The organism is Pseudomonas sp. CF161 (assembly GCF_000416215.1).
In the GTDB taxonomy this organism is placed as follows: Bacteria; Pseudomonadota; Gammaproteobacteria; order Pseudomonadales; family Pseudomonadaceae; genus Aquipseudomonas.
Map to the genome: position 1 here is coordinate 1 of NZ_ATLP01000077.1, position 15,932 is coordinate 15,932.

Sequence of the window (15,932 nt, forward strand, 5' to 3'; positions counted from 1 at the left end):
CCTTGGCGCAGCCCTTTGTCCAGCACCGGCGCCTGCCGCCCACGGGCCTCCACCAGAAACTCGCCCACCTGCTCGGCCTGCCCTTGCACCTGGACCCGATGCCCGGCCTCGGTGGACTGCACGCCCAGCACCCGGCCCTCGATCAGTTGCACCCCGGCCTCACGCAGGGCCTCGCGCAGGCCGCGGTCGAACGCCGGGCGGTCCAGCAGGTATTCGATGTTCTGCGCATGCTCTTCGCCATTCCACGCCACCCGCCGCTGGGACGGTTGCAGGGCCTGGGCCAGCGCCTGTTCCAGGCCGGCGCCGCGCAAGGCTTCAAGGACCCGTACCGAAACCCCTTCCAGGGCCGGAAAGCGCCGCCAGTCGCTGATCAGGGTCACCGGATAACCGAGGCGCCGCAGCCCCAGGGCCACCGCTGCCCCGGCCGGCCCCGCACCGAGAATCAGGATGGCGTGCATGGCAATGGCCGACGTTCCGGGCCCTGGTAGTGGGCGTTGTCCTGCAGCCACTGCAGGACCTGGGCCTTGTCGGCGTCCGGGTGGCCGCCCAGGTAAGCGCCGATATGCCCGCTCAAGGCCGCGCACCCCAGGCTGGCGCCGGATTGCCCCGGGCTGCTGCCGCGCACGCAGGCGGCGAAATCGGCCTGGGCGCTGTTCAGCCACGACCATTGCTGCGCGCTGCACCGCGCATCGCCGGTGACGCGCAACACCCCGGGGTAACTGGCTGGAAACACCGCCTCGCCCTGGGCCGGGCTGGACGCGCACAGCAGCACGCCACGGGCCTCGGCGGCGGCGCAGGCCTGACGCAGCAGTTCACGATCCTGGCGCAGGCCCAGGCTGAGGTTGATCAACCGCACGTCCTGCTCCAGCAGCCAGTACAGCGCGGCGCTGACTTGCGCGGCGCTGGTGACCCCGCGCTGATCGAAGACCTGAGCCACATACAGCCGCGCGCCGGGTGCGCGCAGGCCGATGGCTTCGATCACCGCACTGCCGTGGCCCAGGGCATCCTCCTGCAATGGGTCGGCGCCGACCCCATCCGCTTGCAGGAAGAACCGCCGCCCGCCCGCCACCCGCTGATGCGCGGCATGGCCGCTGTCGATCACGCCGATGCGCAGCTCAGGTTTCATGAACCACCTCCACTGTGCGCAGTACCCCGTCCTGCAAGGTAAAACGCAGATCGGCATCGGCCAGGGTCGAAGGCCGGTGACTGATCAGGATCCGCGTGCGACCGGCGAACAAGCGGTCGATGGCCTCGATCACCTCCCGTTCAGTGGCTTCGTCCACCGCCGAGGTGGCTTCGTCCAGCACCAGAATCATCGGATCCTGAAGCAGGGCCCGGGCAATGGCGATGCGCTGTTTCTGCCCGCCGGACAGTTGCTGGCCGCGCTCGCCCAGGGGGCTGTCCAGGCCTTCGGGCAGGGAATCGATCAGCCCCTGCAATTGCGCCAGCCGCGCCACCGCGGCCACCGCCTCACGGCTGGCATCGGGCACGCTGTAGGCCAGGTTGTCCGCCAGGCTGCCGCGAAACAGCACGATGTCCTGGCTGACCACCGCCACCCGCCGGCGCAGCTGTGTCAGGTCCAGTTGGCGCAGGTCGACACCGCCCAGCAGCACCTGCCCGGATTGCGGATCGTGGTGGCGCTGCAACAGGTCGACCAGGGTGCTTTTGCCCGCCCCCGAGGTGCCGCTGAGCGCCACCTTGCGCCCGTAGGGAATCCGCGCCTCGATGCCCTGCAGGGTCACGCCGCGCCCCGGGTGGCTGAAGTGCACATTCTGCAAATGCAGCTCGCCCTGCTCCGGCACCGGCAGCGGCGCCTCGGGGTTGCTGACGCCCGGTTCTTCGCCGCGCAGTTCCATGACCCGGCCCAGGCTCACGGTCATGCGCTGGATCGCCACGTACAGGCCAAGCAGGCTCTGCACCGGCCCCACCGCCATGCCCAGGTAAGTAGAGAAAGCGATCAGCGCCCCCAGTTGCCAGGTGCCCTGCACCACCCAGTAGCCGCCAATCAAAAAGGCACAGGCCCGGGACAATGAGGTCAGGGTGCCGGGCACCGCCTGGGTGAAGAACTCGGTGACTTGCAGCTTCAGCAACTGCTGCATGTAGCCCTTGCCGAGGCTGTCCAGGCGCCGTGCCTCGCGCTGCTGCTGGCCGGCGCTCTGGATGAACTTCATCACCGGCAGGGTCTCGACCATGAACGAGGACATGTCCGCCGAACGCTCGCGCAACTGGCGCACATCGCGCTCGACCTTGCGCCGCATCCAGCGCAGCCACAGCACGTCCAGCGGGATCAGCACCAGGGCCAGCAGCGACAGTTTCCAGGACAGGGTCAGGAGCATGGCCAGGGCCACCACCAGGCCGATCACGCTGGAGACCGCCGAGAACAGCGAGTCCACGGCAAAGCGCTGGATCTCGGCCACATCGCCGTCCAGGCGCGACATCAGGTCACCGATCCGGCGCTGCCCGTAAAAACCCGGCGACAGCCGTTGCAGGTGCCGATAGAGGTCGTCGCGCAGGGCGAACAGAATGCGCCCGGACAGCCGCGTGTGCAGGTAGCGATTGATCCCGGACAGCGCCGTGCCCAGCAGGCCGGCGCCGATCATCAGCACGGCGATCAGCACCAGCATGGAAAAATCACGGGCCAGCAAGCCGTCGTCGATCAGCAGCTTGGTCAACCAGGGCTGCACCAGCACCAGCGACGAGGCACAGGCCGAGAGCCCGAGCAGGCCGGCGATGGCCAGGCGATGGGGCCGGACAAAGCCATACAACCACTGCAACGCGCCCTGCAACGCCTCGGGATTGGGGCTGTCCACCAGCCGGCCGATCAGGCGCCGCATCAACTGCGCAACTGCTTGAGCTTGCGGTACAGCGTCGCGCGGCTGATGCCCAGGGCGTCGGCCGCCGCCGAGACATTGCCCTGGTGGCTGTCCAGGGAACTGCGGATCAGTTCCAGCTCGTTCTCGCGGATGCTCCCGGCCTGGGGCCGTTCGCTGGCGTTGAGTTCATCGAGCATGCTGTCCGGCAGATGCTCCAGGGTCAGGGCGCTCTCACCCTCTTCACGCATGGCCAGGGCCGTGCGCAGGACCATCTCCAACTGGCGGATGTTGCCCGGCCAGTGGTACGCCTCGAGCAGTTGCCGCAGGTCGTCGGCCAAGGTCACGCCAGGGCTGCCGAGCTTGCCGAGCAAAACGCCCAGCAGCGCGCCGAAATCCTCGCGCTCGCGCAGGGCCGGGAGCATCACGCTGATGCCGTTGACCCGGTAGAACAGGTCTTCGCGAAAGTGTTTGTCCTCCACCAGGCGCTTGAGGTCGCGGTGGGTGGCGCAGATCAGCGCGACGTCGATGTCCTGCTCTTCACCTGCACCCAGGGGCGCCACCTTGCGGTCCTGCAACACCCGCAGCAATCGCGCCTGCAAGGCCAGGGGCATGTCGCCGATTTCATCGAGAAACAAGGTGCCGCCGTGAGCCTGTTGCAGGCGGCCGATCATCCCGCCACGGCGCGAACCGGTGAAGGCGCCTTCGCGATAGCCGAACAGTTCCGACTCGATCAGGCCTTCGGGAATCGCCGCGCAGTTGACCGCGATAAAGGGTTTGTCGCTGCGGCTGCCGGCCAGGTGCAGGGCCCGGGCAATCACTTCCTTGCCGGTGCCGGTCTCGCCCAGCAACAACACCGGCAAGGCGTTGGCCAAGCCCTGGCGCGCCATGCGCAAGGCCCGGGCGTAACGCGGGTTACTGCCGGCCAGGTGCTCCAGCGGCGGTTGCGCGGGAGCGGCCTTGGGCACCGCCCGCGGCGCGCTGCTGAGGTTGAGCGAACGCTGGGGCGCGCGCAGGGTTTTGTAGAACAGCTCGCCCTTGGCGGTTTGCAGGCTGCCGACGCCGCCTTGCTGCAAGCGCGCGAGCAGTTGCAGGCCATCGACCCCGAGGAACTCCTCGCAGCGCCGCCCCACCAGGGCCGCACGCGGCGCATTGAGCAACTGGCAGGCCTGGGTGCTGACCGCCAGGATCTGCCCGCCCAGGCTCAGGGCCAGCAAGCCCTGCCAGGGCGATTCGAGGTACTGCCGCCGGCTGTGGAAGGCCAGGACGATCTGTTCCGGATAGGTGGCGTTGAACACCCGGCTTTCAATCTGGCTGACCGCCATGGCCAGCAGCGCAGTGCTGTCCTGGGCGCGCCCCAGCGGCCCTTCGCGGGTCAGGTCGAGCACGCCGAGGATCTCGCCCTGGGGGCAATGGATGGGCACCGAGGTGCAGGAAAAATCACTCAGGCGGTCCAGGTAGTGTTCACCGCAATCGATCAGGGTCGGCCGCGCTTCCACCAGGGCCGTGCCCAGGGCGTTGGTGCCACGGGCCGCCTCGCTCCAGCAAGCACCGAGGGTGATGTCCTGCAGGCCGCTGCCCTTGAGGCGGTCGGCACGCCCTTCGACCGCGAGGATGGTGGCGTCGGAGTTGGCGAGGATGATCAGCCCGTCCTTGCCCTGGCGCTCGGCCAGGTAGTCGATGGCCGGCATCGCGGCATCGAGCAACAAGCGGTTGCTGGACAGCAGCAGCTCGAGGCTGGCGCTGGATTCCAGGGCCAGCTCGTGCTGACCATTGAAGTGCACGCCATGGCTGAGGCTGCGCCGCCATGAGGCATCGATTTCCGCACGCAATACACCGTCGGGGACTTCGCCCTCCTGGTGCAGCTTCTCCCGGGCCAGCCGGGCTTCGTGTGGCAGTTCAGCGTTTCTTGTTTTTATAAGCGTCATCAAGCGCTCCGAATCGGTCCGCCCGGTACCTCTCCGATCCATTCCCTTGGGTTGCGAGAAGCACACAAGCCAAGGCAAATGTCTACACCCGGTTCAGATGGCAGTAAAGAAAAGTTTGGCCCGGCACCCCGGACACCCATTCCCTTCAAGCAAAACCTGCGCCATGGGTTGCGGCGCCGGGCCATCTTTACGTTAACGTCAAGCCAATGGCAAGCGCCGTTTGCCGTCGTCCACGGCCCAGCCCCGCGACGGCTCGGCGGGGCCAGGGCCACGGGCATCATCCTCCGCAGGCGGATCGCCCCGGGTCAGAGCGCCCAGGCCGCGCCGTCGACAAAAAAGGCCCGGGCATTGTCTTCCAGGCTTTCCAGGTGATAGCCGCCCTCCTGGACGATCAGGCACGGCAGGCCCAGGCTGCGGACCCGCTCACCCAGGGTGGCGAAACCGTCCCGGGTCACCGCCACTTTGCTTTGTGGGTCCAGCTCATAGATATCAAAGCCCAGGGAGAGCACCAGCACCTCGGCACCGAAACGCTGCACCGCGTCCAACGCCGTGTCCAGCTGGGCCAGGAAATCCCCTTCGCTGGCGCCGTGGGCCATCGGCAGGTTGAGGTTACAGCCCGCCCCCGGCCCCTCGCCGCGCTCGTCGGCAAACCCGGTCACCCCTGGGTAAAAGTTGGTCGGGTCGCCATGCACCGAGACATACAGCACGTCGTCGCGCTGGTAGAAAATCTCCTGGATGCCCTGGCCGTGGTGCATGTCGGTGTCGAGTACCGCGACCCGGGCGTATTTCTCCCGCAGCACCTGGGCCGCCACTGCCGCGTTGTTCAGGTAGCAGAAACCGCCCGCGGCTTCGGCCCGCGCGTGGTGGCCCGGCGGACGGCACAGGGCGTAGGCCGCCGGCTCGCCGGACGGCACTTTGCGCCGACCAGTAGGCTGCACGCCAGGTCGACTCACCCACCGGGCAACTGCCGTCGGCCAGGTAGCACGCGGCCTGGGCCAGGACCCCGCGCATGGCATTGGGCTCACGCACGAAGATGTTGGACATCACCTCATCGCCCCAGTCTTCGGGGATGTCCTTCCAGCCCTGGTGCGCATCCTGCAGAAACGCCAGGTACGGCGCGCCGTGTACCGCCAGCAACGGGGCCATCCCGGCATCCTGTGGCTGCTCGACGGCAAAACCCAGGGAGTGTGCGGCCTGCACCAGCAGCCGAGCACGCTCCGGCACCTCCTGGGGGATGCGCATCTGGCCGCGCGAGTAGTAGCTGCGTGGGTGGTGGAGCAACTGTTCGGGGTGGAAAAAACTGCGCATGACCTTCTCCTTATTCAACCTGGCCGGCACGGGCCAGCACGGCGTTGAGCAATACATCGGCGCCCTGGCGCACGTCCTGGGGCAGCACGTCTTCGGCTTCGTTGTGGCTCAGGCCGCCAACGCAGGGGATAAACACCATAGCCGTCGGGCAGTAACGCGCCAGCAGAATCGCGTCGTGACCCGCGCCGCTGACAATCGACTGCTGAGGGTAGCCCAAGCCATCCACCGCCTGCTGCACGTCGGCCACGCATTGGGCGTCGAAGGGCGTGGCCGGGCTGACCCAGTGCGGGCTGACGCTGACCCGCAGGCCGCGCTGGCGGGCAATGGCCTCCAGGCGTTCGCGCAATTGCTGTTCCATGGCGGCGATCTGCTGGTCCTGGTGATGGCGCAGGTCCACGGTGAACTGCACTGCACCCGGGATGGTGTTGCGCGACGACTTGGCAATGCTCAACTCGCCCACCGTGGTCAGGCCTTGGGGGGCGAATTCCGCCGCCAGGGTTTCGACCGCGAGGACCATCTGCGCGGCGCCATACAACGCGTCCTTGCGCAGCGGCATCGGCGTGGTCCCGGCGTGGGCCGCCATGCCTTCGACCTGCACGTCGAGCCAGCGAATCGCCTGGCCGCCGCTGACCACACCGATGCTCTTGGCGTTGTCTTCAAGGATCGGCCCCTGCTCGATATGGGCCTCGAAGTAGGCGTCCACCGGCCCGCCCAGCGGCCGCTGGCCGGCATACCCGGTGCGTTGCAAGGCCTCGGCGACGCTGATGCCGGCGGCATCGCGCACCGCCAGTGCGGCCTCCAGCGGCATGACCCCGGTGAACACCGCCGAGCCGAACATGGCCGGGGTGAAGCGCGCGCCCTCTTCGTTGGTCCACACCGCCACCTCCAGCGGCTTGCGGGTGCGGATCTGCAAATCGTCCAGGCGCCGCAGCACTTCCAGCCCGGCCAGCACGCCATAGACCCCATCGAACCGCCCGCCTTCGGGCTGGGTGTCGAGGTGGCTGCCGATCATCACCGGGGCCGCCTGCGGGTCGGTGCCGGGACGGCGGGCAAACAGGTTGCCGATCGGGTCGATACTCAGGGTCAGCCCGGCCTCGGTGCACCAGTGGGCAAACAGTTCGCGACCGGCCTGGTCCTCGGCGCTCAACGCCAGTCGGCAACTGCCGCCACGGGCCGTGGCGCCGATTTCAGCCATGGCCATCAAGCTGGCCCAGAGGCGTTCGCCATTGATTTTCAACATGGGTTTTTCTCCAGAATAAGTCAGGCGCTTGCGGCCATTTCCAGGCGCTGGGCTGCGGCATGCCGCCGGGCCAGGGCCAATACACAGATCAGCGACACCGCAGCAATCAGGCTGTAGAACAGCGCCATCGGCCACCATTGCCCGGCGAACTCATGGGCCAGCCAGGTGCCGATCAGCGGCGTCAGGCCACCGGCCAGGGCGCCGCACACCTGGTACGCCAGGGAAATCGCGGTGTAGCGCACCCGGGTCTCGAACATGCCGCTGACGTAACCGGCGATCACCGCATAGAAGGACGCCATGCACACCACCGCCAGCGCGATACCGAGGATGATCAGCGGCGCCTGGGCCGAGCTGACCAGCACAAACATCGGGTACGGCGAGGCCATGGCCAGCAGCGACACCAGGCACAGAAAGCGCGTGGCGCCGATTTTCTCGGCGGTCCAGGCCGCCAGCGGCTGGATGCAGAACTGAATGATCGCCACCACAAACAGGCATTCGAGAATCAGCGAACGCGGCAGCTCAAGCTGCTGGGTGGTGTAGGCGATCATGAAGGTGTTGGTGAAATACACCCCGGCGATCCCCAGGGTATTGGCCCCGATGCACAGCAACAGCGGGCGCCAGGCGGTCTGCAGCACCTCCATCACCGGCGCCTGCTCCTTGCGCACCGAAGTCCGCGCCTGTTCGCGGCTGGCGAGGAACTCCGGCGACTCGTTGACCCCCAGGCGAATCACCAACCCCACCAGCAGCAACAGCGCACTGGCCAGGAACGGCAGGCGCCAGCCCCAGCTCATCAGGGCCTCTTCGGGCAGGCGGGTGACGGCACTGAAGGCCAGCAGCGACAGGATCAAACCGGCCGGGCTGCCGAGCTGGGCAAAGGAGGCGAAGAAATTGCGTCGGCCCTTGGGCGCATGTTCGCCGGCCATCAGCACCGCGCCGCCCCATTCGCCACCCACGGCAATGCCCTGGACGATACGCAGCAGCACCAGTAGCACCGGCGCCAGCGCGCCGATCTGGGCATAGGTCGGCAACAGGCCGATGCACACGGTGACCACGCCCATCATCAGCAAGGTGATGACCAGAGACTTCTTGCGCCCGATGCGATCGCCGATATGGCCGAAGATGATCCCGCCCAGGGGCCGGGCGAAGAAGCCCACGGCGAAGGTGCCAAAGGCGGCCATGGTGCTGAACAGTTTGTCGTCGGAGGGGAAGAACAAGGCGCCGAACACCAGTGCGGCGGCGGTGGCGTAAATGTAAAAGTCGTACCACTCGATCATGGTGCCGATAAAGGCGGCGGCCGCGGCACGGCGTGGTTGAGCAGAAGCGGCAAGCTTCATGGGATCAGGCTCCTTTGCTATTTTTTTTGGCAGGAGAGAACGGTGAACACGCAGGCGCTCTGGCGGCGCTTGTCTGGAGGGGATTTATCGTCGCGGGGCTATAATTAGTCAATTTTCTATTTATTATGCTGATTATTATCCCTGCTTATTATCAAGCCCCTGCCCCTCCCAGAGCCTTCGCCCATGCCCGACCGCCTGCTCAATGACCGCCTGGACTGGAACCTGCTGCGCACCTTCCGAGTGATCGGCCAGGAACTGAGCATCAGCCGCGCCGCCGCCCGCCTGCACCTGACCCAACCGGCCGTGAGCCAGGCCCTCAAGCGTCTGGAAGAACAACTCGGACGCCAGTTGATCGCCCGCCGTGGGCCGCGCTTTGCCCTGACCGAGGTCGGCGAGCAGATCTTTCAACTGGCCGGGGAAATCTACGGCCAGATGTCCCAGGTCAGCGGCGTCCTCGAACAACCCGCCGACGAGGTGATCGGCAAGGTACGGCTGCTGATGATCAGCCGGATCTTTTCCGAGCGCTTCGATGACTTCCTTGCCGGTTTCCATCGCCTGCACCCACGGGTGGACCTGGAAATCGAAGTCATGCGCAGTTCGGACATCGTCAGCGCCCTGCAGGAAAAAACCGCGACCCTGGGCCTGAGCCTCAATCGCCGGCCACAGCCACGCCTGGAACAGCGGCTGTTCCTGCGCCAGCGTTATGCGTTTTTCTGCGGCAGGCACCACGCCCTGTTTGGCCAGCAAACCGTGGCCGAGGGCGACTTGCAGCGGGAGAACTTTGTCAGTTTCACCAGCGACCAGATCGGCGGCATGCTCTCGCCGCTGACCATCTTTCGCGATCAGCAAGGTTTCAGCGGGCGCATCGTCGCCTCGTCACCCAGCCTGGAAGAAGTGCGGCGCCTGGTGATTGCCGGCTTCGGCATCGGCTGCCTGCCGGAGCATGTGGTGGCGGCCGACGTCGAAGCCGGCCTGTTGTGGCGCCTGCCGCCCCACGAAGGCATCGCCGATGTCGACATCCACCTGCTGTGGAACCGCGAGCAACGCATGAGCCGCGCCGAGACCCTGTTTATCGACAGCCTGCAACAGAGCCTCGAACCTCAGTAACCCAGCGTCAGGTCGACCCGATTCAGCAGCGGTTCACCGGCCTGCAGGCGACGCAGGTTTTCCGCCACCTGTTCGGCGATGCAATCGTGGGACGCGGCCGAGGCCATGTGCGGGGTGATGGTCACGGCGGGCAGGGTCCACAGCCGATGCTGGGGCGGCAGCGGCTCCTCATCGAACACATCCAGCAACGCCCCGCGCAACTGCCCGCTGGCCAGGGCCTGCTCCAGGTCATCGGCATTCAGGTGCGCGCCACGCCCGCAGTTGACCAGCGCCGCCCCCGGCGCCAGGCGGGCGAAGGTGGCGTGACCGAGAATCCCGCGGGTTTCGGCGGTCAGCGGCAGCAGGTTGATCAGCAGTTCGACGCCGTCGAGAAATGGCGCTAAACCCGCCGCCCCGGCAAAACTCTCGACGCCCGGCAGCACCTTGGCGCTGCGCGCCCAACCGCGCACGCGGTAGCCGGCGGCGGCCAGGTCCAGGGCAATCGCGCTGCCCAGGGAACCCAGCCCCATGACCCCGACCCGATACTCGGCGGCGGCCCGTTGCAGTGGCCGTTGCCAACGCTGTTCGGGCTGTTGCCGCAGCACCTGGTCAAAGCCGCGGTGATAGTGGATGGCCGCCCAGCGCACGTACTCGGTCATGCCCTGGCGATGGCCCGGGTCGACCACCCGGCACACCGGCAAGTCCGGGCATTCGGGGTCGTGCTGCAGGTGGTCGATGCCCGCAGCCACCGAGTGAATCACCTGCACATTGGGCAAGGCCCGCAGGCTGCCGGCGGGCGGAAACCAGCAGGCGGCGATCTGCGCCTCGGCGGCCTGGGGGTCGTCGGCCAGCAGCACCTGGAGCTGCGGCGCACGGCGGGCGAAGGCCGCTTGCAGTTGTTCGAGCAACAGCCCATCACGGGATAACAGCACCACGCTACTCATGACAGGTAAGACTCGCGCTGGGACTCGATCAGGGTCAGGGCGGCGTGCCAGGCCAGCTCGATAATTTTGTCGGCTTCATCGCGGTCGAACTGCTCGGCGGTGTGGGCGCAGACCTCGGGCGATGGGTAATTCAACTCGCAGCCACCGGCCAGTGCCTGCACCTGGGCCTGGCAGGCACGCTCCAGGAAGTGGATCTCCTGAAACGCATGGGCCACCGTCGCGCCGCCCACCAGCAAGCCGTGGTTGCGCAGGATCATGGCCTTGTGCGGCCCCAGGTCGGCGATCAGGCGCTCGCGCTCATCCAGGGACAGGGCGATGCCTTCATAGGTGTGATAGGCCAGCCGCCGGTAGAACTTCAGCGCGTGCTGGCTGATCGGCAACAGGCCCTGCTTCTGCGCGGCGACTGCCATGCCGGCGGCGGTGTGGGTATGGATCACGCAGTTGAGGTCGGGGCGCGCCATGTGGATCGCCGAATGGATCACAAAACCTGCGGCATTGACCCGGTGCCCGGCGTAATCCGGGTCGACGATGCGGCCGTCCTGGTCGATACGCACCAGGTCGCTGGCACGCATGCGGTCGAAAATGACCCCGTAGCGATTGATCAGGAAGTGATGCTCGGGCCCGGGGATGCGCAGGGTGATGTGGGTGTCGATCAGGTCGGTCATGCGAAAGTGCGCGACCAGCCGGTACAGCGCCGCCAGCTCGCAACGGGCCTGCCATTCAATCGGGTTCATGTGTTCAGGTTTGCTCACGAATACACCTCTTTTCGAGCGGGGTGGGCGTCATTGCCGGCACGCAGCCGGGCCAGACCGCAGACGCCAATCAGGGACAGTGCCGAGAGCAGGCTGAAGTACACCGCCAGCGGCAGCCATTGTCCGGAAAACTTGCTCGCCAGCAGCGTGCCGATCAGCGGCGTGCTGCCACCGGCAATCGCGCAGCTGAGCTGGTAGGCGATGGAAATGCCCGAGTAGCGCAGGTGCACCGGGAAGGCCTGGGTCATGTAGCCGGCGATCACTGCGTACAGCGCGGAGAGGATCACCACCGCCACCGCGATGCCGAGGGTCATCAGGATGATGTTCTGCGTCCCCACCAGCACGAACATCGGGTACGGCGTGGCCATGCACAGCAGGGCCACCCATTTCAGGAAGCGGCCCTCGCCCATGCGTTCGGCGAGCAACGCCGACAACGGCTGCGACAGCAACTGGATCACCGTCACCAGGAACAGGCAGTCGAGAATGGTCGAGCGGGCAATGCCCTGGTACTGGGTGACGTAGGTGATCATGAAGGTGTTGGTGAAGAAGAACCCGGCCGAGCCGATGGTCACCGCCGCCGCGGCAAACAGGATCTGCCGCCAGCAGCTGCGCAGCACTTCCATCACCGGGTACTGGGCGGTTTCATGGTTGTCCCGGGCCTTGGCGAACTCCGGCGACTCATGGACCCCGGAACGGATCATCAGCCCAACCATCATCAGCACACCGCTGGCCAGGAACGGCAGGCGCCAGCCCCAATCGAGAAAATCCTGGGGCTCCAGGCTGGTCACCAGGCGAAAGGCAATCAACGCCAGCAACAGGCCCGCCGGGCTGCCCAGTTGGGCGAACGAGGCGTAGAAGGTCTTGCGCCTGGCCGGCGCATGTTCGCTGGCCATCAGCACCGCCCCGCCCCACTCGCCTCCGACCGAGATGCCCTGGATGATGCGCAGCACGATCAGGCTGATCGGTGCCCAGATACCGACGCTGGCATAGCTGGGCAGCAAGCCGATGCCGGTGGTGGCCAGGCCCATCAGGGCCATGGTCACCAGCAGCATCTTTTTGCGTCCGAGGCGGTCGCCCAGGTGCCCGAAGACCATGCCCGCCATGGGCCGCGCGATAAACCCCACGGCAAAGCTGCCAAACGCGGCCAAGGTGCTCATCACCGGGTCGGTGCTGGGAAAGAACACTTGCCCGAGGACCAGGGCCGCCGCCGTGGCGTAGATGTAGAAATCGTAGAACTCGATGGTGGTGCCAATAAAGGCAGCCGCCGCGGCTCGACGCGGCTGAGGGGTGGTGTGCATGCAAGGACCCTGTAGTTGTAGTTTTTTGGGCAGGTACTGAAGAACTAATCCGGGTGGCGCTCTGTGGCGCTTGTGGGCTTTATCGCCGCCGTGCCAGGATTAGTCAATTTTCAAATCCTTATCTTTACTATTAGCCTGGCTACTACCTGGAGGGTCGATGCCCACTGCCAACCCTGCGCCCAACCCTTGGGTCGGTCGCCGTTTTCTCAACGATCGGCTGGACTGGAATCTGCTGCGCACCTACCTGGTCATCGGTCAGGAAGGCAGCATGAGCCGCGCCGCTGCGCGCCTGCACATCACCCAGTCCGCCGTGAGCCAGGCCCTCAAGCGCCTGGAGGAGCAGCTCGAGTGTGTCTTGATTGCGCGCAGTGGACGGCGCTTTGAGTTGACGGAAACCGGCGAGGAAGTACTGCGCATTGCGGCCGATATCTACGGCGATATCTCGCGCCTGGGGTCGGTGGTGGAGAGCCGCCATGACGATCTGGTGGGCAAGGTGCGCATCCTCACCGTCAGCGGGGTGCAGGCCCAGCATTACGACGAGTTCCTCGCCGACTTCCATGAAACCCACCCCAAGATCGAGTTGGAAGTGGACGTCATGGGCAGTTCGGACATCATCAGCTCGCTGCTGCAAAAGACCGCCACCCTGGGGCTGGGCCTGTGCCGTCTGCCCCAGCCACGGTTGGAGCAGCGGGTGCTGTTTCGCGAGCGCTACGCCTACTTCTGCGGCCAGCGCCATCGGCTGTTCGGCCAGCGCGGCCTGACCCTGGAGCAACTGGCCGCGGAGCACTTTGTCAGCTTCACCAGTGACCAGTTGGGCGGCAACCTTTCACCCTTGACCCTGTTCCGTGACCAGCAGGGTTTTACCGGCAAGATCGTCGCGTCTTCCACCAGTTTCGAGGAAATTTACCGCCTGGTGTGCGCCGGGTTCGGCATCGGCTGCCTGCCGATCCACCTGGTGCGACGTGACGTCGAGCAAGGCCTGCTGTGGCGCCTGCCGCCGGAGGAAGGGGTGGTGGATTTCGATATCCAGCTGCTGTGGAACCGCGAGCAGAAGATGAGCCAGGCCGAGACCGTATTCCTCGACAGCATCCAGCACATGCTCAGCATTCGTGAGCAGGTGCCGGGAAGCCTGATGCTCAAGTGACTCAGACGTGGGGCGGGGCCGCAGGCTTGGCCGGGCTGGCGTATTGCGGTTTCAGGTGGCCATCCTGGTCGAGCAGCCAAGCGTCCATGATCTGCCGCACCACAGGGCCGGCGACGCGGCCACCGGCCTCGCCGTTTTCGATCATCACCGAAATCACGATCTTCGGATGTTCGGCCGGGGCGAAGCCGACGAACAAGGCGTTGTCCCGGTTACGCTCGCGGGTCTTGAGGCGGTTGTAACGCTCGCCCTGCTTAATCGCCACCACCTGCGCCGTACCACTCTTGCCGGCAATCCGGTACTGCGCACCGGCCGCTGCGGCCCGCGCAATGCCCCGTGGGTCGTGCATCACCATCTGCATGCCATGGTTGACCTGCTCCCAGTCACGCGGGTCCTTGAGCAGGATGTTCGGCATCGGGTGTTCGTCCACCGGTGCCACGCCGTCGATGGTGCGCGCCAGGTGTGGACGGTTCCAGATGCCCTTGTTGGCGATCAGCGCGGTGGCCTGGGCCAACTGCAGCGGTGTGACCTGCATATAGCCCTGTCCGATGCCAAGGATCACCGTCTCACCCGGGAACCACGGCTGGCGGCGCGTGGCGCGCTTCCAGGCCTGGGACGGCATCAGCCCGGCCGACTCTTCGAACATGTCCAGGGAGACCTTCTCCCCCAGGCCGAACATCGCCATGTAGTCGTGCAGGCGATCGATGCCGAGCTTGTGCGCCAGGTCGTAGAAGTAGGTGTCGTTGGAACGCATGATTGCCGCATCCATGTCCACCCAGCCGTCACCGCTGTGGTTCCAGTTGCGGTACTTGTGGTCGAAGTCCGGCAGTTGGTAATAGCCCGGATCGAAGACCCGGGTCGACGCCGTGACCACACCGCTGTCGAGGCCGGCAATCGCCACCTCGGGCTTGATGGTTGAGCCCGGCGCGTAGAGGCCGCGAAGAACGCGATTGAATAGCGGGCGGTCGATGGAGTCATGCAGCGCCGCGTATTCCTTGAAACTGATCCCGGTCACGAACAGGTTGGGGTCAAAGCTCGGCTTGCTGACCATGGCCAGCACCTCGCCGGTTTCCGGGTCGAGAGCGACCACCGAGCCGCGGCGATCGCCCAAGGCCTCTTCAGCGGCCTCCTGGAGCTTCACGTCGAGGCTGAGCACGATGCTCTTGCCCGGGATCGGGTCGGTGTGTTTGAGCACGCGCATCACCCGCCCCTGGGCGTTGGTCTCGACCTCTTCATAGCCGACATGGCCGTGCAGCTCGGATTCGTAGAAGCGCTCGATACCGGTCTTGCCGATCGACTGGGTGCCCCGGTACTCCACCGAGTCCAGAGTCTTGGCCTCTTTCTCGTTGATGCGCCCGACATAGCCGATGGAATGGGCAAAGTGCGCGCCCATCGGGTAATGGCGCACGAACTGCGCTTCAACGTCGAGGCCAGGCAGGCGGTACTCGTTGACCGCCAATACGGCGATCTGCTCTTCAGTCAGCTCATAAAACAGCGTGACCGGCACAAAGGGGTGGCGCGCCTGCTTCATCTCTTTGTCGAACAGCGTACGATCCTCGGCCGGCAAGTGCAGCAACTCGACCACTTGGTCCAGCTCGCCCTTGAGGTCGGTGGTGCGTTCGCGGGTGATGGTCAGGTTGAAACTGGGACGGTTGTCGGCCAGCACCACACCATTGCGGTCATAGATCAGGCCCCGGGTCGGGGTGATCGGCAGCACGTGCACGCGGTTGTTTTCAGAGACGGTGGAGTGGTAGTCGAACTCCACCACCTGCAGGAAATACAGGCGACCGACCAGGGTGCAGCTGATGGCTACGACAAACAGAGCGCAGGCGAGCAGGCGCTTGTTGACCAGGCGGGTTTCTTTTTCGTGGTCTTTGATCGGTATCGCTTCGGGCATTTCTACAGCTTCTCGTGACATGAAGGTGCGCGCGGATCCGTGCGGGTAACTCAAGTCCATTAAAAAACGAGCTGCACCATACCAAAAACTACCTGCTCACCAGGACAGGATTTCCCATACGACTGATCAATGGCAGGGGGAGCAGCGGCAAGCTTCAAGCTTTAAGCGGGAGCAGGACGAGGTGCCTGCAAGGT

Annotated in this window: 12 protein-coding genes and 1 pseudogene; 2 read left to right on the top strand and 11 right to left on the bottom strand. The window is 65.8% G+C overall.

Annotated features, from left to right (window positions below):
* The 7 genes and pseudogenes from CF161_RS14265 to CF161_RS14295 all read right to left on the bottom strand — a co-directional run.
* A partial coding sequence (locus tag CF161_RS14265) for an NAD(P)/FAD-dependent oxidoreductase (RefSeq protein ID WP_020297293.1) occupies positions 1 to 458 on the bottom strand: 458 nt, incomplete at its 3' end.
* Positions 443 to 1,126 (bottom strand): S8 family serine peptidase, encoded by a 684-nt coding sequence (locus CF161_RS14270; protein WP_020297294.1) that lies wholly within the window; start codon positions 1,124 to 1,126, stop codon positions 443 to 445. The genes CF161_RS14270 and CF161_RS14265, both read right to left, overlap by 16 nt.
* Positions 1,116 to 2,834: an ABC transporter ATP-binding protein gene (locus CF161_RS14275; protein WP_020297295.1), complete on the bottom strand. Its 1,719-nt coding sequence runs from the start codon at positions 2,832 to 2,834 to the stop codon at positions 1,116 to 1,118. Before CF161_RS14275 ends, CF161_RS14270 begins: the two co-directional genes overlap by 11 nt.
* Positions 2,834 to 4,738: a sigma-54-dependent Fis family transcriptional regulator gene (locus tag CF161_RS14280; protein WP_043229446.1), complete on the bottom strand. Its 1,905-nt coding sequence runs from the start codon at positions 4,736 to 4,738 to the stop codon at positions 2,834 to 2,836. The genes CF161_RS14275 and CF161_RS14280 overlap by 1 nt, the downstream gene beginning before the upstream one ends.
* Positions 4,739 to 5,043: 305 nt before the next feature.
* Positions 5,044 to 6,046, bottom strand: a pseudogene (locus CF161_RS14285) (histone deacetylase family protein).
* Positions 6,047 to 6,056: 10 nt separating this feature from the next.
* The gene (locus tag CF161_RS14290) at positions 6,057 to 7,286 is read right to left on the bottom strand and encodes a Zn-dependent hydrolase (protein ID WP_020297298.1); all 1,230 of its coding nucleotides are present in this window, start codon (positions 7,284 to 7,286) and stop codon (positions 6,057 to 6,059) included.
* 20 nt (positions 7,287 to 7,306) lie between these two features.
* Positions 7,307 to 8,620: an MFS transporter gene (locus CF161_RS14295; RefSeq protein ID WP_020297299.1), complete on the bottom strand. Its 1,314-nt coding sequence runs from the start codon at positions 8,618 to 8,620 to the stop codon at positions 7,307 to 7,309.
* Positions 8,621 to 8,803: 183 nt separating this feature from the next.
* Between CF161_RS14295 and CF161_RS14300 the strand changes: the two genes are divergently transcribed.
* Positions 8,804 to 9,727 carry a LysR family transcriptional regulator gene (locus CF161_RS14300; RefSeq protein ID WP_020297300.1) on the top strand — a complete coding sequence of 308 codons (924 nt, stop codon included), beginning with the start codon at positions 8,804 to 8,806 and terminating at the stop codon, positions 9,725 to 9,727.
* On the opposite strand, the gene CF161_RS14305 is transcribed toward CF161_RS14300, so the two are convergent.
* Genes CF161_RS14305 through CF161_RS14315 form a run of 3 tightly spaced genes read right to left on the bottom strand, consistent with a single transcriptional unit; the run spans position 9,721 to position 12,700 of the window.
* Complete coding sequence (locus CF161_RS14305) at positions 9,721 to 10,650, bottom strand: glyoxylate/hydroxypyruvate reductase A (RefSeq protein WP_043229449.1); 930 nt, start codon at positions 10,648 to 10,650, stop codon at positions 9,721 to 9,723. The two genes, CF161_RS14300 and CF161_RS14305, sit on opposite strands and share 7 nt — an antisense overlap.
* Entirely contained in the window at positions 10,647 to 11,402 is a 756-nt protein-coding gene (locus CF161_RS14310; RefSeq protein ID WP_020297302.1) for a class II aldolase/adducin family protein, read from the bottom strand. The genes CF161_RS14305 and CF161_RS14310 overlap by 4 nt, the downstream gene beginning before the upstream one ends.
* Positions 11,399 to 12,700 (bottom strand): MFS transporter, encoded by a 1,302-nt coding sequence (locus CF161_RS14315; RefSeq protein WP_020297303.1) that lies wholly within the window; start codon positions 12,698 to 12,700, stop codon positions 11,399 to 11,401. Before CF161_RS14315 ends, CF161_RS14310 begins: the two co-directional genes overlap by 4 nt.
* A 157-nt stretch (positions 12,701 to 12,857) precedes the next feature.
* Here CF161_RS14315 and CF161_RS14320 point away from each other — a divergent pair, with 157 nt between their 5' ends.
* Entirely contained in the window at positions 12,858 to 13,844 is a 987-nt protein-coding gene (locus CF161_RS14320; protein WP_020297304.1) for a LysR family transcriptional regulator, read from the top strand.
* A 1-nt stretch (position 13,845) separates the two neighbouring features.
* On the opposite strand, the gene mrdA is transcribed toward CF161_RS14320, so the two are convergent.
* Positions 13,846 to 15,738, bottom strand: a complete 1,893-nt coding sequence (gene mrdA, locus CF161_RS14325; protein ID WP_020297305.1) for a penicillin-binding protein 2 — start codon at positions 15,736 to 15,738, stop codon at positions 13,846 to 13,848.
* Positions 15,739 to 15,932 lie beyond the last annotated feature (194 nt).